We start from the raw sequence: 18436 nt of genomic DNA on the forward strand, positions 1-18436 counted from the left end.
ACGGCAAGCCCGAGTGAGTTGTAACGAGGCGTAACCGCATGGCGAACAAAAAGTACATCGAGTCGGTCGAGGACAAGGCCTTTCAGGCATTGGACGAAGCGCTGCAGATCGATTTCAGTGACGAGAGCTTGGAGTCCCGCAGCGGCACTACGCCCGATGTCCCGGAGCGAAATGTGTCTGAGCCGCCGAAACAGCCGATAAAGCAGACCAGGGATGATGCCGCCCGCAAGAATGGCGGCGCACGCAGCACCGCCGCCCCTGCTACCCCGCCCCGCCCCGCCGAGGCGCCGAAGAACCCGAACCTTGCAGCCGCCAATGACGGCAGCCGGGCGAGTTCCGCTAGCATATTGAGAGCGCTCGACGGAGCCTCGCAGAGCCACGCGGTGCGAAACGCCACGATCTTCTCGCTGTTCTGGATCATCGGCGGCGCCGGCCTCGCCTTCATGCTCTATGGCACGCAGATCCGAAACATCCATTCGATCGCGGATCTCGCAGCCCTTCCAGGCGTCATCGCCTGCATAGTCGGCATCATCGTTCCGGTGCTGCTCTTCTATGCTTTCGGCATGATGATTTCGCGTGCGCACGACATGCGCAATGCCGCCCGCTCCATGGCGGAAGTCGCTCTGCGTCTCGTCGAGCCGGAAACCGTTGCATCCGAGCGTATCATGACGGTCGGTCAGGCCGTGCGCCGCGAAGTCTCGGCCATGAACGAAGGCATCGAACGCACCATTGCGCGCGCCACGGAGCTCGAAACCCTCGTCCATACCGAGGTCAATGCGCTGGAGCGCAGCTACGCCGACAACGAATTGCGCGTGCGCAGCCTGGTCCACGAGCTGGGTACCGAGCGTGACGCCATCGTCAATCACGCCGAGCGGATCCGCTCGTCAATCTCCGGCGTGCACGATCAGATCAAGGAAGACCTGTCGCTGGCGACCGAGGAAATCGCCGTGCGCCTCTCGACCTCGGGCGAAGCCTTCGCATCGATGATCGATACGCGCGCCGCCGCGCTGATGGAGAAATCGGATTCCGCCGTCCAGGCCCTCGGTACCCTCCTTGCCGCCAAGACAGACAGCCTGCTTCAGAACCTCAACGCTTCGGGCCTCGCCCTCAGCCACGAATTCGACACCCGCCTGGAATCTCTGTCCTCGACCCTTGCCGAACGCGGCAACGCGCTGCTCGGCCAGTTCGAAACGCGCGCGTCGACGCTCGATGCCAACACCGAAAAGCTGAACTCTGCACTGAACGAACGTGCGCGCCAGCTCAACGAGACGCTGGTTGCCCGCACCCGGGAAATCAGCGAGAGCCTCACCGGTGGCGAACGTTCCATTACCGGCACGCTCGACACTGTTCTGTCCCGCCTCAACACGGCCCTCGACGAAAAGGGCGCGAGCTTCCGTCAAAGCCTGCAGTCGACCGCAGATGATGCCATCATGGACATCGATCTGCGCTCCGGCTTCTTCGACGAGCGCTTCCAGTCGACCATCGCACAGCTTTCGACGGCGTTCGACGAGCGCGTATCGGAATTCACCTCGGCCTTCGATAAGCGCGCCGGCACCCTGGATACCAAGCTCACGGAAAGCCTCGCCCGCATCAATCAGTCGCTCGGCAGCAATTCCGATGCGCTGGAAGGCATCCTGACCTCCAGCATCGAGCGCCTGGGTTCGCATCTCACCGATCAGTCCCTCGCACTGGCAACGACGCTGGCAACCGGACAGGAAGTGCTCGAAAGCGCCATCGGCTCCAAGGCGAACGAGATCACGTCGGCGTTGCAGAACGCCACGACTGGCATTTCCTCGGCCCTCACCTCGGGCACGAGCGAACTCAACACCACGCTCGCGTCGCATGCCGGCGCCTTCACCTCCGCCGTGCAGGGTGTTACGCGCGACGTCTCCGCCGCCCTGCAAAGTGGCACGGAAGAACTGACCTCGGCCTTCACCGGTCGCGCCAATGACATCAACAATACCCTCTCTGCCCGCACCAGCGAGATCACGCAGGCTTTGAGTTCCGCCCATGAGCGCGTCGATGCCGTGATGGCCGCTCGCAGCAACGCGCTTTTCGGCGCCCTGGCAGACAACCAGTCTCGTTTCGAGCAGACGCTTGCCGAACGTTCGGAAGCGATCACCAATGCCGTCAGCGGTTCTCACGAGCATCTGACCGCCGCGCTCGACGAACGCACCTCGATGCTGGCCATTTCACTGGCCGAAAGCCAGTTGCGCCTCGAAAACACGCTGGCGAGCCGCGCCGATGCCATCAACAGTGCCATGGCCGACACCCATAGCAAGCTGGCCGACACGCTCGACGACAAGACGATGGCGCTTGCTATTGCGCTTTCCGAGGGCCAATCCCGCCTGGAAGACACCGTTTCCGGTCATGCGGAACACGTTGCCGGTACCCTGGATGCGAAGACCAAGGACCTTGCGCGTGCGCTCGCCGAGGGTCAGGCTCGTCTCGAAAGCACGGTCTCCGGTCACGCCGAAAGCGTCACCAATGCCCTCGACGACAGGACGATGGCGCTCGCTATCGCGCTTTCCGAGAGCCAGGCCCGGCTGGAGGAAACCGTTGCCGGTCACGCCGATCGCGTCGCCGACACGTTCGAAGGCAAGACCAGTGCGCTCGCGGCCGCTCTGACCTCCGGCCAATCTCGTCTCGAAGAAACCCTCGCCAACCGCGCCGAGGCGATCATCAAGGCATTTGCAGGCAACCACAATGCTTTGACCGAGGCGCTGGACGACAGAACGATGGCGCTCGCCATCGCGCTGAGTGAAAGCCAATCCCGCCTGGAAAGCACCATAGCCGGACACGCGGAAAGCGTTGCAAGCACTTTGGATGACAAGACGATGGCATTGGCCGTTGCCCTCTCCGAAAGCCAGGCCCGCCTTGAAAACGCCGTTTCCGGCCATGCGGAAAGCGTCGGCGCCACACTGGACGACAAGACGATGGCACTCGCCATCACGCTGTCGGAGGCCCAGGCCCGTCTCGAAGATACCGTCTCAGGCCACGCCGAACGCGTTGCCGATACGCTCGAAGGCAAGACACGGGCACTCTCCGATGCGCTGACCTCCGGCCAGTCGCGCCTTGAAGCAACGCTTGCCAACCGCGCCGAGGCGATCACCAACGCATTCAGCAGCAACCACAACGCGCTGGCCGACGCACTGGACGACAAGGCGATGGCGCTTGCCATTTCGCTCTCCGACACCCAGTCACGCCTCGAGGATGCGGTATCGAGCCGTCTCGACGCCCTTTCCGAAACGGTTGCCGGCACTCACGACAGGATCGTCAACAGCCTCGACGACCGGACGATGGCCCTGGCTATCGCCCTTTCGGAAGGCCACGCGAAGCTCGAAGACACTCTTTCCAACAGCGCCAAGGCCATTGCCCATACCGTCACCAGCGGTCATGAGGCACTGACCAACACGCTCGATGACAAGAGCATGGCCTTCGCGATCTCGCTCGCCGAAAACCAGAACCGTTTCGAAAGCGCCCTGGAAGACCGCGCCAACGCACTCCTGGACAGCGTCTCCGGCGCAGAGTCCCGCGTCGCCGGCGCCTTTGGCGACAAGGCGGATGCCATTCGTGCCGCCTATAGCGAAAACCAGGATCGCCTGGACCGCTCGCTCGCTGCCCATACGAGCGCCCTCTCCGAAATGCTTGGCAGCAACAGCGATCGCGTCGAGACCGTTCTCGGCACCACCACCCGTCAGCTCGAAAACACCCTCGGTGCCGGTCTGTCGCAGATGGATCAGAACCTGGCCTCGGCCTACGAGCGTATGCGCTCCACGCTGGAAGATCGCAGCAATGCGATCAATCTCGCCCTGCGTGACGCCCATGCGCAGATCGACAATACGCTGATGGAGCAGACGACCGCTATCGGCACCTCGATCGCTACCAGCGCCAGCATGCTGGAAATGTCGCTGGAAGATCGCGAGGCTTCTCTGCGCCAGACGATCGACGCGAGCGCAAAGATGTTGGAAGAGCGGCTGAATAGCGGCGCGGGCGACATTGCCGGCCGTATCCAGCAGGCAGCAGGCGACATCGCGCGCTCGGCCGAAACCTTCTCGTCCAACCTCAACCAGTCGATCGACGGCATGACGAACCGCTTTGCCGAGACCGGCTCGCGGGTCGAGGCTAGCCTGTCGGCTCTTGAAAACCGCATCAATGAAGGTGTTACAGGCGTTGCCGCCCAGGTCGACGCTGCCGGCAACCGCCTCTCCGATACGCTGGCGAGTGGCGCGGCGAAGATCGACGACAGCGGCAGCCAGGCATCCGCCCGCATCGAAGAGCGCCTTTCAACGATGGACCGTGCCCTCAATGTCGGCCTCGAAGCCGTCAATCGGACGATCGAAGGCAAGGCCGCCAATCTGGCCACCACGCTGCGCACGGCCGTCGCCGACGCCGCGCAAGGCATGGACACGGAGGCGACGCGCACGGCCGAGCTGCTCGCCAACACCGGCCAGCAATTCGCCGAAAACCTCGGCAACCACAGCGATGCCTTCGCCCGCGCCATGACCGAGCGCTCCAACGACCTCGTCAACCGTGTCTCGGAGACGCAGAACCGGTTGGCAAGCCAGGCTGCGGCCGTCGCCCAGACCTTCTCGGAAGCCGGTAATGCGATCGTCAACAAGGTCGCCGAAGCCGAGGGGCTCGTCAGCAATCAGGTCAATACGATCTCGCAGGCCCTGTCTTCCGCGGAACAATCGCTGGAAGCCCGCGGCGCAGCTATTCGCAACACGCTTGCCGGCGGCAGCGAGCAGATTGCTGCCTCCATGGCCCAGGTCGAGCGCGCACTCGACGAGCGCAGCACCGCGATCCGCAGCTCTCTGGAAGAGCGAGCCCGTGAAATCGGCTCGACGCTTGCCGATGTCGACAAGGCGCTGGAAGCCCGTGGCACATCCATCCGCACCTCGCTTGACGAGCGTACCCGCGAGCTGAATTCGATGCTTGCCGGACGTTCTACCGAGCTGTCGCGCCTCATCGACGAAAAGGCTCGCCCGATCGTCGATCGCTACGCGGCAACGGGTCAGGAAGCCGCAGCTCTTATCTCTGCAGCAGCTCAGGAAAGCACGGAGCGCCTGCGCGCTGAAAACGCCGCTCTCATCAACGCGATCTCATCGCGCACAGAGCATGCGGTCAACACGGTCAGCGCGCTCGAAAACAACCTGCTTGCAAGCGTCAACGGCATCATTGCGCGCTTGGCGGACAACAACTCGGCGATTGCCGGCCTGTTGTCCAATGCGGCCACCGAATTCGCAAACGTCGACGATCGCCTCACCGCAACCTCGTCGCGCTTCGCCGAATCTGCCGCGAAAGCCGGCGAGATGGTCTCGGCGTCGAGCCGCCTCCTCGAAGGCAAGGTCGACAAGCTGTCGGAGATAACCGGCCAGACCCTGTCGCAGGTCGGCAGCATCGTCGGTCGTTTCGACGATCACTCCAAGGTGCTGACGCAGGCATCCCAGCTCCTGGGCGCAGCCCAGTCGAACCTCGTATCGACGCTGGAAGAGCGCGAAACGGCACTGCAGAATCTGGCCGTCGGCCTCGTTCAGCGCTCGGAGGAGATCGAAAACACCATGCGCGCCCTCGGCTCGATGGTCGAAACAGCTTTCGATCGGGCGGAGCAGCGGTCGAACCAGGTGACCGGCAACCTTCGCCAGAGCGTGCAGTCTTCCTTCGGCGATATCGGCCGCGTTCTTTCCGACGCCGAGAAACGCGCGGAAGATGCGGCGGAAAACATGCGCGCCGCCTTGCAGAAGGCCGGCGAGGAAGCGAACCAGGCTGTCGAAAACACATTCGCCAATGCCGAGCGCCGCTCCAGCGATCTCACCAATCGCCTGCGTGGCGGTCTCACGGCCTCGCTGTCAGAGGTCGAGCAAATGCTCGCCGACGCCGGCAAGACCTCCGAGACGGCAGCCCAGCAACTGCGCGAAACCCTGCGCGTTGCGGTCGATGACGCAATCGGCCGCTTCGCCGGTGCGACGGATGAGATCCGCCGCTCGGCCGGTGATATTCGCCGCGAGCTTGACCTCACCCGCAGCGAACTGAAGCGGGGTGCCTTCGACCTTCCGGAAGAGGCAAAGGAAAGCGCCGCAGCCATGCGTCGCGCCGTTGCTGAACAGATCAAGGCCCTGCAGGATATCTCGCAGATCGTCGGCCGCTCGACGCAGCAGCTGGAGATTTCCGAGCCTGCAGCCCGTGCCCTGGCGGATGCGCAGCCTGCGCCACGACCCGCCGCACCTGCCCCGGCAGCTGCAGCTCCGCGGCAGCAACAACCTGCTCCGCAGCAACCGGTGCAACAGCCGCCGGTCGTCCAGCAGCCCGCACAGCGCCCGGCACCGCAGCCGCCCTCGATCGAGTCCCTCGGCTTGCGCGGGTCGATCCCGGCCGAGCGCCCGGCGGCACAGCCGCAGCGTCCGGCGGAAACAGCAGCTCCTGCCCGTCAGGAAGCAGCCGGCGGCGGCTGGATCAGCGATCTGCTGCGTGGCGCATCGCGTGATGAAAATGCTGGTCTCCAGCCAGCCCGTCAACCGGCACCGAAAGCGCCGGCTGAACAGCCTCCTGCTCCTGCTGCACGCAACCCGCGCCATGTCGTGGAATCGCTGAACTCGCTTTCGGTCGATATCGCCCGCGCGATCGATCATGACGCCTCGGTCGATCTGTGGCGCCGTTACCAGCGTGGCGAACGCGACGTGTTCACCCGTCGGCTCTATACGCTCAAGGGCCAGCAGACCTTCGATGAGATCAAGCGCAAATACGACCGCGAGCCGGAATTCCGCACCGCAGTCGATCGCTACATCGCCGATTTCGAAAAGCTGCTCACCGACGTTGCTCGCACCGATCGCGACAAGACGGTCACGCAATCCTATCTCACATCAGATACCGGCAAGGTCTACACCATGCTGGCCCACGCAGCGGGTCGCCTGAGCTGAGATAGACAAAGAACGAATGAGCGATCCCCGGCAGAGATGCCGGGGATTTCTGTTTCAGGCTGCTCCATAGTTTTCGGGCACGAAAATGGGCGGTTCTCGGCCGCCCTTACTTATATCGATAATAAACCTCCACCTACGGTGGAGGACTGGACGAGTTCTACACGGTAGTTGAGAGACCTCCTGCTTGAACCGCTGGGGTGGCCCAGACTTCGAACAAGGAGGTTTTATGGATGAGCAGACGCTCTCGCATGCGACGTGGGACTGCAAGTATCACATTGTTTTTGGCAGCAAATACCGAACGAAAAGGCTGTACGGGGACGTACGGCGTGAGTTGGGAGAACTCTTACGTCGGCTGGCACAGCAGAAAGGCTGCCAGATCGAAGAGGGTCATTTGATGCCCGATCATGTGCATATGTTGATCTCGATCCCGCCGAAATATTCGGTTGCGCATATTGTCGGCTTTTTGAAGGGCAAGACAGCCCCTTATGTTGCCAACAAGTATGCGCGCAAGCGCCGCTACAAGGGTTATCACTTTTGGGCGCGCGGCTATTTCGTATCGACGACGGGCTACAATGAGCAGGTCGTCAGACAATATATCCGTCATCAGGAAAAGATATCCGTCATCAGGAAAAGGCCGACAAAGCTTCCGACTTTGCCGACCTCTTCAATCGTAGCTACTAAGCGCTAACAATACCGCTTCTAGCGGTTCAAGCGCAGCGTTTCAAACCTCCACCTCTGGTGGAGGTCATGACTTTGCTTGCAGTAGCCCCATCCGGGTTTACCGGGCCTCGTGCACCTTCGAAATCAAACCGCTGGTAATGCCGACGAGGAGAAAGTTGTTCTTCAGGCGAACCCAGTGATAGCCGCGCGGGGGTGCGGACAACTGATAGGCGCGGTAGTCGATTTCCGTTGCACGCCGCCGGTCGGAGGCCGACAGGCGGCGTCCCTTGACCCAACCGCCCTTACGGATGACGACCTTCTTCTTCACCACTTCCTTCTGGACGACAGCCTGCTTGCCAGCGGGCGCAGCCTTGACTTGCGCAGTTGCAGCCAGCGGCATTCCGATAATGGACGCCGCAAGAAGAACAGTGAAGATTTTTCTCATTGGTTGTTTCCTCATTTCAGAATCTGCACGCGAATTTATCGTGACAGACATGAAACGAGTCTGACAGTCGAATTACAATTCCGTAATGGATGCGATTGGTTCGGCCAGGCGCCTGCTCCACTGGAAGTCTTATAGCTCATCATAGTTGAACCAGTCGAAATCCGCCGTCTTTGCCCGGCCGGACGTGTCGAAAGCAAACATGCCGACGAAAGCACCGGTGAAGGAACCATGCTCGCCGCGCCCGCCCTCATCCGAGATGACGCCAGCATCCAGCACAGGCCCGACCGCCTGCCATGCGCCCATGCCCTCGTCCTGCCAGAAGAACTGCAGATCGTTGTCCCGCACCTCCATGGCAAGCTGGATCCGCCCATCGGGCACTGCGACGCCACCCTCGATCGGAAAACTCAGGCGGCCGTTCGGATAATCGCCCGGGCAGGTCATGATGGTGACGCAGCGGCCGAGCTTCTCATGCAAGGTCACGGCGATGGCATGCAGTTTGAAGCGATTGTAGTAATGGGTCAGGCCGGCAACCTGCTGGTAGGTGTCGGGTTGGAAATCGACAACCGTTTCGGCGCGGAAACTGTGATGCTCCTGGCGACGGGCGACGAGCGCCTGCTCGAACCAGGAACCGATGCTTTCGCGTGCGAAAAGCCGCAAATGGTTGGGGCGGTCCGTCAGGCTGAAAATGCGTTCCGGCTGCGGCGTGCGCAGCCACTGAAAATCCGTTGGCAGTCTGGCCTGATCGAAATTGTAACCGCTACGGCGCGGCCTCTCGATCGGCACCGCACCGTTCAGGCCGGCCACATTGACATCGGGAACGCTGGTACCGTTTTCGAGATAGAGCCAGCCATCCTCTTTCCAGACGCATTTCTGCAGAGCGGTCTCGCGGCCGAGCGTGCAGCGGCGATGCGGCGGCAGAGGCCGCCCGCAAAGATGCGTATGATAGAACTGTCCGTCATGCGTCTCGACATATTGTCCGTGGCCGGCGCGCTGTAATGCCGCTTCCGGATGATCCTTCGAGGTGATCAGGTATTTGTTGGGATGTAGTTCGTACGGCCCGGCAATGTCGCGGGAGCGCGCCATGGTCACGGCATGATCGTAACCAGTGCCGCCTTCTGCCGTGGTCAGATAATACCAGCCGTTGCGCTTGAAGAGATGCGGCCCCTCGACCAGTCCCAGCTCCGTGCCGGCAAAGATGTTCCTGATCGGCCCTTTCAAGGATTTCGTCGCTGGATCCCATTCCTGCAGCAGAATACCGTCGAAGGCCGGCGTCTTCGGCGAGCCGCCATAGCTCTCCGTGCGGTGGTTCCATTGCATGTTGACGAACCACTTGCGTCCGTCATCGTCATGGAACAGAGACGGATCGAAACCGGAGGAGTTGACATAGACCGGCTCGGACCATTCGCCTTCAATCGTCGGCGAGGTCACGATGTAGTTATGGGCATCCTTGAAGTTGCCGTCATAGCGCTTGACGTCGGTATAGACGAGCCAGAACAGACCATCCGCATAGGAGAGGCAAGGTGCCCAGATGCCGCAGCTGTCGGGTTCGCCGCGCATGTCGAGCTGCGACGCACGCTCCAACGGCCGCCTCACCAGGGTCCAGTTCACGAGGTCGCGCGAATGATGGATCTGCACGCCCGGATACCATTCGAATGTCGAGGTCGCGATGTAGTAGTCCTCGCCGACGCGGCAGATGGACGGATCCGGATTGAACCCCGGCAGGATCGGATTGCGGATCATGAACTCTCTCCTCCGGAGACCATGGCAAGCGGCAATAAGGTAAAACGCCCGGAAACCAGTTCCGGGCGTTTCAGAATGTTCAATCGCGTTCGGCCGATTTGGCCCAGAGATTGATGTCAGCTTCCTTGGCATAGACATCGATCTGCTTCAGCTCTTCGGCGGCGAAGTCGAGATTATCGAGCGCCTTGACACAATCGACGATCTGCGACGAACGGCTCGCGCCGATCAGGGCAGAGGTGACACGGCCGCCGCGCAGAACCCAGGCGATCGCCATCTGCGCCAGCGTCTGGCCGCGCTTCTCGGCGATCTCGTTGAGCTTTCTGATATTGTCGATGATCGACGGACGGATGAAGTCGCGCTTCAGGAAGTGGTTTTGCGCGGCACGGCTGTCTTCCGGAATACCGCCGAGATACTTGGTCGAGAGCATGCCCTGAGCCAACGGCGAGAAGACGATCGAACCGATACCGAGATCTTCGAGCGTATCCACCAGACCGTCGTCCTCGATCCAGCGGTTGAGCATGGAATAGCTCGGCTGATGGATCAGGCATGGCGTGCCGAGGTCCTTGAGGATGGCGGCAGCCTCGCGCGTGCGCTGCGAGTTGTAGGAGGAAATGCCGACATAGAGCGCCCTGCCCGAGCGGACGATGTGATCGAGCGCACCGCAGGTTTCTTCGAGCGGCGTGTCCGGATCGAAGCGGTGGGAATAGAAGATGTCGACATAGTCGAGGCCCATGCGCTTCAGGCTCTGGTCGCAGGAGGCGATCAGATACTTGCGGCTGCCCCACTCACCATAGGGACCCGGCCACATGTCATAGCCTGCCTTGGAGGAGATGATGAGCTCGTCGCGCAAGCCGGCAAAATCGGTGCGTAGGATCTCGCCGAATGCGGTTTCTGCGCTGCCGGGAGGCGGTCCGTAATTGTTGGCGAGATCGAAATGGGTAATGCCGAGGTCGAAGGCCGTGCGGCACATGTCGACCTTGCGGTCATGCGGTGTGTCGCCGCCGAAATTGTGCCAGAGCCCCAGCGAGACCGCCGGCAGCTTGAGACCGGAACGGCCGGTCCTGTTGTATTTCATTTTTGAATAACGATCGGATGCCGGTTGCCAGGCCATGATGGAATTCCTTCGAGATGAAAAGCGCGCGGGTTGGTCACCCGCGCGCAAACTAGCTCTTCCGGCGCTTACTTCAAGAGCGCTTGTGCCTCTTCGATGCCGAGGGCTGCCGGCTGCGTGCAGGTTGTCGTCAGATCGATGAAGCGGCCTTCCTCGCCAGACTTCAGGATCGAAGTCATGACGTCGACGCCATGCAGCGTGCGGTCGAGCGAGCAACGTGCATCGCGGCCGTCGATCAGTGAGGCCGCCATGTCGGCAAGCCCGGCCGTGCGATAGTTGGCCCGGGAGCCGTTCGGGCTTTCCTGATTGACGATACCGAAAGGATGCGCCCAGTTTTCCAGCGGCTTGATGTCCTTGTCGCGGCCGCTCGCCTCGACGGTGCCGCCGAAGAAGTTCGGATCGGGCACATAGAGCGAGCCCTCGGTGCCGTAAAGCTCCATATTGGCATGGCGGTGTGACCAGACATCCCAGCTTGCCGTCAGCGTGATCCGCGCGCCGCTGACGAATTCGAGCAGCGCCTGGATGGTCGTCGGCGTCTTCACCGGGATGATCTCGCCGTTGCGCGGCTGGCTGGTGATCGTGCGGGTCGGCGATGCCATCGAGGTCATCGCACCGACACGCTTCACGGGACCGATCAGGTTGATGAGGTTGGCGACATAATAGGGGCCGAGATCGAGGATCGGACCGCCGCCGGGCAGGAAGAAGAAGTCCGGGTTCGGATGCCACATTTCCATGCCCGGGCTCATGACATAGCATGCACCCGAAGTGACGCGGCCGATACCGCCGTCATCGATGAATTTGCGGGCAAGCTGGTGGGCACCACCGAGGAAGGTGTCCGGGGCGCAGCCGACGGCCAACCCCTTTTCCTTGGCGATGCGACGCAGCTCTTCGCCCTGCTCCAGCGTCAACACCAGCGGCTTTTCGGAGTAGACGTGCTTGCCGGCTTCAAGGATGCGCTTCGAAACCGGGAAATGCGCGTCCGGGATGGTCAGGTTGACGATGACATCAAGCTCGTCATTGGCGAGCAGTTCGTCGATGGTCTGGGCCTTGACCTTGTATTCTTCGGCGCGCGCCCGCGCCGCTTCCATGTTGATATCTGCGCAGGCCAGCACCTTCAGGCCTTTGAAGAGCGGCGCGAGCGAGAAATAGGTGGTTGAGATGTTGCCGCATCCGATGATGCCGACGCCAAGTTCCTTAGCCATGTGGAAATGCCTCAAAAGCTCTTGAAGGATGCGATGGAGCGGGTGATCAGGCGATCGACATCGCTCGGATTGTCGTGTTCGACGACGAAGTGCTTGGCCTTGGTGCCGGCGAGCGCCTTGAGCAGCTTTGCCCACGGAACCGTGCCATGACCGACATCGGCCCAGCCGTCTTCATTCTTGTTCTCGCCAGCCGGCGCGATGTCCTTGACGTGAACGGCCGTGATGCGCGGACCGAGCTTTTCGATCCAGGCAAAGGGATCGCCGCCGCCGCGGATGACCCAGGCGATATCGGCTTCCCAGGAAATATCCGGAGCGCCTTCGAAGATCTGCTCGATCGGGAGCGAGCCGTCGGCCTGCTTGACGAATTCGAAGTCGTGGTTGTGCCAGCCGAATTCGAAGCCCGCATCCTTGTAGGGCTTGCTCATCTCATGCAGGCGCTTGCCGAAGGCGCGCCAGCCGGCCGCATCCTTCGGGCGCTGGTCGGCGCCGATATGCGGCGCATAGATCGAATCCATGCCGAGGGTCTTGGCAATGGTGAGCGACTTCTGCACTTCGCCATCTAGGAAATCCGGGCTGAAATGGCCGCTTGCCATCCGCAGGCCGTTCTTGTCGAGTTCGGCGCGCAGGTTCTTGAGGCCGGTCTCGTCGAGATCGGCATAGATGCCGCCAAAGCCCTCGACTTCGGCATAGTCGGCCTTGCCGAGCTTGGCGAAGATCTCTGAATAGGGCTGGAAATTGCGGGCGCTATAAAGCTGAAATCCAAGTTTCGTCATCGATAGTCCTCCAATGGCCTCCCGGCCGTCTGTCTTGGGCTTGTGGCCCCGAAAGCGCCGCCTTAACGGCGCGATAGCTCAATCCGTCGGTTGCTGGCCACCGGCTAGCTGTGCACCGACTGGCTGGATTGCAGATCATAGATGCGGAATTCGGGCACGCCGCTTGTGAGCGGCTTGGCCGGCGTGAAGACGATGCGGCGGCTCTCACCGGCAGCGAGATCGAAGGCGTTGTCGGAATAGCGTCCGTCCGTCTCGCTCTCGATCATCACGAACAGCGCAAGTCCCTTTGCGGTGACGACGAGTTCGATCGTCCCATCTTCCTCTTTCTCCTCCCTCAACACCGTCAGGCCGGCGGGCTGAAGCTCGAGCGCCTTGTAGGTGCCGTGAACATAATGCCCCTCGCCGCCCATGCCGTTCGATGCGGTGAAGCGCCACGCCAGCAGGCAATCGGCCGGCACCTGATCCGCGTCGATCGACAATGCCGTTACGGCCGCATCCGGCGTGCAGACGGCGTGCGCCGTCGTCAGCGGCACGCGCTCACCGTCGAGCTTCAGCAGCGATACCGAAATATCGGCCATGATGTCGGCATTGGTATCGTTGACCAGGGAGAAGCGGATCGTCTTGTTGTCTTCGGAGGGAATGGCCGCAACCGATACGGGCTGGAAGAAGCGCCGCACCAGATAATGCATCACTTTCCACCGGCCGCCGTAATCCAGGCTCGACCACGAGGCCACCGGCCAGGTGTCGTTGAGCTGCCAATAGATCGTACCCATGCAATGCGGCTTCAGCGACCGCCAATATTCCACCGCCGTCTTGATGGCGAGACCCTGCTGTACCTGGCTCAGATAGACGAAATTCGGGAAATCCTTCGGGAAGCGGAAATAGCGGAACATCGTGCCGGCGATGCGCTCGTTGCCGCCGGCATTCTTCTGGTGCAGCTCCATGACCGGAGAAGCGATGTTCATATCCTTCGCCTCGGCATAGGTCTTGATGACGGGCAGTGAGGTATAAGACTGGAAGCCGAACTCCGAGCAAAAGCGCGGACGCACGGTCCGATAGTTATCGAAGGACTTGTTCTCGTGCCAGACCGACCAGTAATGCATGTCGCCGGAACCATCGGCATGCCAAGCGTCGCCGAAGTTGAGATAACCCGAAGCCGGGCTCGAGGGCCACCAGATCGCATCCGGCAGAGCCTTCTTCATCGCCGTCTCGATCGTTCTGTTCAGGCGGTCATAGGAGACGAGATAGCGATCACGATCTTTACGGGACTCCTCGAACCAGGTGAGCGCGCCCACCAGCTCATTATCACCACACCAGAGAACGATGGAGGGATGCGTCGCAAGCCGGCGAACCTGATAGCCAACCTCCTCCTCGACATTCTCGAGGAAATCACCCGTCGAGGGATAGAGATTGCAGGCGAACATGAAGTCCTGCCACACCATCAACCCCAAGCGGTCGCAAGTGACATAGAACCAGTCATGCTCGTAAAAGCCACCGCCCCAGACGCGGATCGCATTCATATTGGCATCGACGGCCGATTGCAGCAGATCCTCGGTCGCGGCCGGATTGGAACGTGAAAACAGCGCGTCGGCCGGAATCCAGTTCGCGCCACGGGCAAAGATCTCGCGGCCATTGACCTTCAAGGCAAAACGGCTGCCAGCTTCATCCTCGGTGGTGATCAACTCGACCGTGCGCAAGCCGATCTGCCGCGTGACGGTTTCGAAATTGGTTTCCACTGAAAGCGCATAGAGCGCCTGCTCGCCATTGCCGGCCGGCCACCAGAGCCTGGGCTTGTCGATATGGAAGAAGTGGGTGATCGACGTTTCGCCGGCATTGACGCCGACATCGAGGCGCACGCGCTCGTCGTCGAGCGAGAAATAGAGCTGCGCAATCCCCGTTCCCTTGGCAAACAGCGCCACCGTCACCTTGAGGTCGACCGAACCGTCATCATTGTGAACCTGCTGGGTGACGACATTCTCGATACGGGCGATCTCGAGCTTCTTCAGCGCGATGGTGCCATAGAGACCGAGCGGCGCGATCGCAATGTTCCAATCCCAACCGAAATGGCATTGCGGCTTGCGCAGCATGTTGCCATTCGGGATCGGCGAATTGCCAGTGCTGTAGGGGATATAGAAAGGCTGTTTCGCCTGAAGGGCAGCACCAGCGGAAATGCTCGAATGCAGGACGATGCGAATGGTATTTTCGCCCGCCTTCAGCGCCTTCGAGACATCGGGGCGATACCGCTGGAAGCAGTTGTTGGCCTCCAGCACGAGCGTATCGTTGACATAGACGCTGGCGACGGTGTCGAGATAGTCGATATCGAGATACCAGTCGCCGCCGGCATCATCGAGCGTGAAGCTGCGTGTCAGCTCCCAATCCTGCTGGGCAACCCACTGCACGACTTCTTCGTTGCGCGCGAAATAGGGATCGGGAATAAGCCCTTCCGCATGTAGCGCGGAATGAATATCACCGGGCAGCGACATGGAGAGGGAATGATCGCTGTCGGGAGAGGTCAGCCTCCACGAACCGACGAGATCGATGGCAAGATTATCATTGATCGAAGACGACATCGGACCTCCCCGGACCGCTGTAGAGAAGGAGGCGGTCAGACCGCCTCCGGGCATGGGATTATATTCTGAGTTCTGTCTGCGCATCAAAGAGCGATGCGAGCGACATATCAAAGCTAAGCTTTACGGCTGAACCGGGGCCAAAGCGCCGGGCACCGTTGACGCGAACCGACATCGTATGTCCGGCATGCTTCAGCCACAGCAAGTTATCGGCACCCATCGGCTCCTCGATATCCACCGTGGCATCGTGAACCTCCGCACCGAGAGCGGTCGCTTCATTGACCTTGATGTGCTCCGGGCGAACACCGAGCACGACCTTGCGCCCCCCTTGAAGAGCCTCGCCAGCCTTGTAGCCATCGAGCGAAAACAGCACGTCGTTGGTCGCGAACACGACCTTGCCTTCGCGGTTGACCAGCTCGCCCTTGAGGAAGTTCATCGAGGGCGATCCGATGAAGCCGGCGACGAAGAGATTGCGCGGCGCGTTATAGATCGTCGTCGGGTCATCGAGCTGCATGATGACGCCGTTCTTCATGATCGCGATGCGGTCGGCGAGCGTCAGCGCCTCGATCTGATCATGGGTGACGTAGATCATCGTGTTCTTCAGCGACTGGTGCAGCCGCTTGATTTCCACGCGCAACTCCGAACGCAGCTTGGCGTCGAGGTTCGATAGCGGCTCATCGAAAAGGAAGACGTCGACATCACGCACCAGGGCACGGCCGATCGCGACGCGCTGGCGCTGACCGCCCGAAAGCTCGGCCGGCTTGCGCTTCAGCAGCGGCTCGATCTGCAGGATTTCGGCAGCGCGCGCAATGCGCTTGTTGATCTCGTCCTGCGGCACCTTGGCAACGCGCAGGCCGAAGGAGAGGTTCTTCTCGACCGACATCTGCGGATAGAGCGCATAGGACTGGAACACCATGCCGATGCCGCGATCCTTGGGCTCTTCCCAGGTGACGTTCTTGCCCTTGATGAAGATCTGCCCCTCGCTGATATCGAGCAGGCCAGCGATGCAGTTGAGCAAGGTCGACTTGCCGCAACCCGACGAGCCGAGAAGCACCAGGAACTCGCCGTCATTGATCTCGAGATTGAGATTTTTCAGAACGTTGACCGCACCGAAATTCAGCGAAAGGTCTTTGATGGAAACGCTACTGTTCATGAATTACCCCTTCACTGCGCCGGCGGCGATGCCGCGGACGAAGAGCCGCCCGGACACGAAATAGACGATAAGCGGCACCGCGCCCGTCAGCAGCGTTGCGGCCATGTTGACGTTGTATTCCTTGACGCCCTGCACGGCGTTGACGACGTTGTTCAGCTGCACGGTCATCGGATAGTTTTGCGTGCCGGCGAAAATGACGCCGAACAGGAAGTCGTTCCAGATGCCGGTGATCTGGATGATCATGCCGACGACGAAGATCGGCAGCGACATGGGCAGCATGATGCGCAGGAAGATCTGCCAGAAGCCCGCACCGTCGACGCGTGCCGCCTTGAAGAGTTCAGGCGGAAGCGAGGCGAAGTAGTTGCGGAACAACAGCGTGTTGATCGGCATGCCGAAGATGGTGTGCACGAGGACGATGCCGCCGAGCGTCGAAAACAGCCCAAGTTCGCGCAGCACCATGACGAGCGGATAAAGCATGACCTGATAGGGAATGAAGGCGCCGAACAGCAGGATGGTGAAGAAGATTTCCGATCCCTTGAATCGCCAGTTGGCGAGCGCATAGCCGTTGACCGACGCAATGGCGATCGAGACGATGACGCTCGGAACGAGGATCTTCACCGAATTCCAAAAGCCGACCTGGATGCCGTGGCAGTAAAGGCCGGTGCAGGCTTGCGACCAGGCTTTCACCCAGGGCTCGAAAGTAATCTCCATGGGCGGAGCAAAGATATTGCCCATGCGGATTTCCGGCATGCCCTTGAGCGAAGTGACGACCATCACATAGAGCGGCAGGAGATAGTAGAGCGCGGCCAGCCCGAGTATGCCATAGAGCATGATCGTGCGCGGGGCAAAGCGGCGCCTGGGCTTGGTGCCCGAAGGTTCGATGGTAGCGGCAAGTGCCATGGTTTCCTCCCTTACCGGCGCTTCTGGCGGAACTCGATGAGAGCCCACGGCACGACGAAGATGAACACGGTCACCAGCATGACGGTGGAGGCGGAAAGCGCCTGACCGAGATTGGAGCGCTGGAACATGAAGTCGTAGACATATTTAGCCGGCATTTCGGACGCGAAGCCCGGCCCGCCTGATGTCATGGCGACGACGAGATCATAGACACGCACGATGCCTGAAGCGACGATGACGAGCGTGGTGACGAAGACGCCTCGCATCATTGGAATGACGACGAAGATATAGGTCCGCCAGGCTGGAATGCCGTCAACGCGCGACGCCTTCCAGATCTCGCCGTCAATCCCCCTCAGGCCCGCCAGCATCAGCACCATGACAAGGCCGGTGCCCTGCCAGAGACCGGCAATGACGAGCGCATAAAGCACGGTCTTCTGATTGCCGAGCAGAGCGAAGTTGAAACTTGTAAAGCCCATATCCTGCATCAGCTTCGGCAGCCCGAGCGCAGGATCGAGGATCCACTGCCAGACGAGGCCGGTCACAATGAAGGACAGAGCGAAAGGATAAAGGAAAATGGTTCGGAACGTATTCTCGAAGCGGATTTTCTGATCCATCAGCACGGCCAGAAAGAAGCCGACGACGAAAGCGAAAACCAGGCTGAGAATGCCGTATGTCGCAAGATTGCCGATCGAGATGTTCCAGCGATCGGTACCCCACAGACGCTGATACTGCGCCAGACCGACAAAATTGGAGCTCGGCAGCAGCCTTGAATCTGTGAACGAATAGATGACGGTCCAGAGCGTGCAACCGACGAAGACGACGATCACCGTCAGCACCATAGGAATGGCGGCGATCTTCGCATTCAGGTTACGGAACAGACCCAGTGGCCGGACAGCGTTAGCCATCGATACCTCCGTTGGTGACCTGCCTCAGGACAGGCGAGATCCCTCGCCCGCCCCGATGCCGGC

At 60.9% G+C, this 18436-nt stretch carries 11 protein-coding genes; 2 read left to right on the forward strand and 9 right to left on the reverse strand.

Going from position 1 to position 18436, the window contains the following annotated elements; all coding sequences use genetic code 11:
* Window positions 1-38: 38 nt before the first annotated feature.
* On the forward strand, window positions 39-6920 hold the full coding sequence (locus JJQ51_RS23330; RefSeq protein WP_269245368.1) for a hypothetical protein: 6882 nt from the start codon (window positions 39-41) through the stop codon (window positions 6918-6920).
* A gap of 226 nt (window positions 6921-7146) precedes the next feature.
* The gene (tnpA, locus tag JJQ51_RS23335; protein ID WP_269245393.1) at window positions 7147-7608 is read left to right on the forward strand and encodes an IS200/IS605 family transposase; all 462 of its coding nucleotides are present in this window, start codon (window positions 7147-7149) and stop codon (window positions 7606-7608) included.
* Window positions 7609-7698: 90 nt separating this feature from the next.
* Here the strand turns inward: tnpA and JJQ51_RS23340 are convergent, their stop codons facing one another.
* From JJQ51_RS23340 to JJQ51_RS23380, 9 genes are all read right to left on the reverse strand, one after another.
* Entirely contained in the window at window positions 7699-8025 is a 327-nt protein-coding gene (locus JJQ51_RS23340; protein WP_152092764.1) for an RcnB family protein, read from the reverse strand.
* A gap of 129 nt (window positions 8026-8154) precedes the next feature.
* Entirely contained in the window at window positions 8155-9765 is a 1611-nt protein-coding gene (locus JJQ51_RS23345; RefSeq protein ID WP_269245369.1) for a glycoside hydrolase family 43 protein, read from the reverse strand.
* Between the two features lie 79 nt (window positions 9766-9844).
* Complete coding sequence (mgrA, locus tag JJQ51_RS23350) at window positions 9845-10876, reverse strand: L-glyceraldehyde 3-phosphate reductase (RefSeq protein ID WP_269245370.1); 1032 nt, start codon at window positions 10874-10876, stop codon at window positions 9845-9847.
* Window positions 10877-10944: 68 nt separating this feature from the next.
* Window positions 10945-12078 (reverse strand): Gfo/Idh/MocA family protein, encoded by a 1134-nt coding sequence (locus JJQ51_RS23355; RefSeq protein ID WP_113390928.1) that lies wholly within the window; start codon window positions 12076-12078, stop codon window positions 10945-10947.
* 11 nt (window positions 12079-12089) lie between these two features.
* Window positions 12090-12851: a sugar phosphate isomerase/epimerase family protein gene (locus tag JJQ51_RS23360; protein ID WP_152096058.1), complete on the reverse strand. Its 762-nt coding sequence runs from the start codon at window positions 12849-12851 to the stop codon at window positions 12090-12092.
* 104 nt (window positions 12852-12955) lie between these two features.
* On the reverse strand, window positions 12956-15421 hold the full coding sequence (locus tag JJQ51_RS23365) for a beta-mannosidase (RefSeq protein ID WP_152096059.1): 2466 nt from the start codon (window positions 15419-15421) through the stop codon (window positions 12956-12958).
* 58 nt (window positions 15422-15479) lie between these two features.
* Window positions 15480-16571 carry an ABC transporter ATP-binding protein gene (locus JJQ51_RS23370; protein WP_113355285.1) on the reverse strand — a complete coding sequence of 364 codons (1092 nt, stop codon included), beginning with the start codon at window positions 16569-16571 and terminating at the stop codon, window positions 15480-15482.
* A 3-nt stretch (window positions 16572-16574) separates the two neighbouring features.
* The gene (locus JJQ51_RS23375) at window positions 16575-17471 is read right to left on the reverse strand and encodes a carbohydrate ABC transporter permease (protein ID WP_069613050.1); all 897 of its coding nucleotides are present in this window, start codon (window positions 17469-17471) and stop codon (window positions 16575-16577) included.
* An 11-nt stretch (window positions 17472-17482) separates the two neighbouring features.
* Window positions 17483-18373 carry a carbohydrate ABC transporter permease gene (locus JJQ51_RS23380; RefSeq protein WP_113333117.1) on the reverse strand — a complete coding sequence of 297 codons (891 nt, stop codon included), beginning with the start codon at window positions 18371-18373 and terminating at the stop codon, window positions 17483-17485.
* Window positions 18374-18436: the final 63 nt, after the last annotated feature.

This window comes from Rhizobium sp. AG207R (assembly GCF_027109195.1).
In the GTDB taxonomy this organism is placed as follows: Bacteria; Pseudomonadota; Alphaproteobacteria; order Rhizobiales; family Rhizobiaceae; genus Rhizobium; species Rhizobium dioscoreae.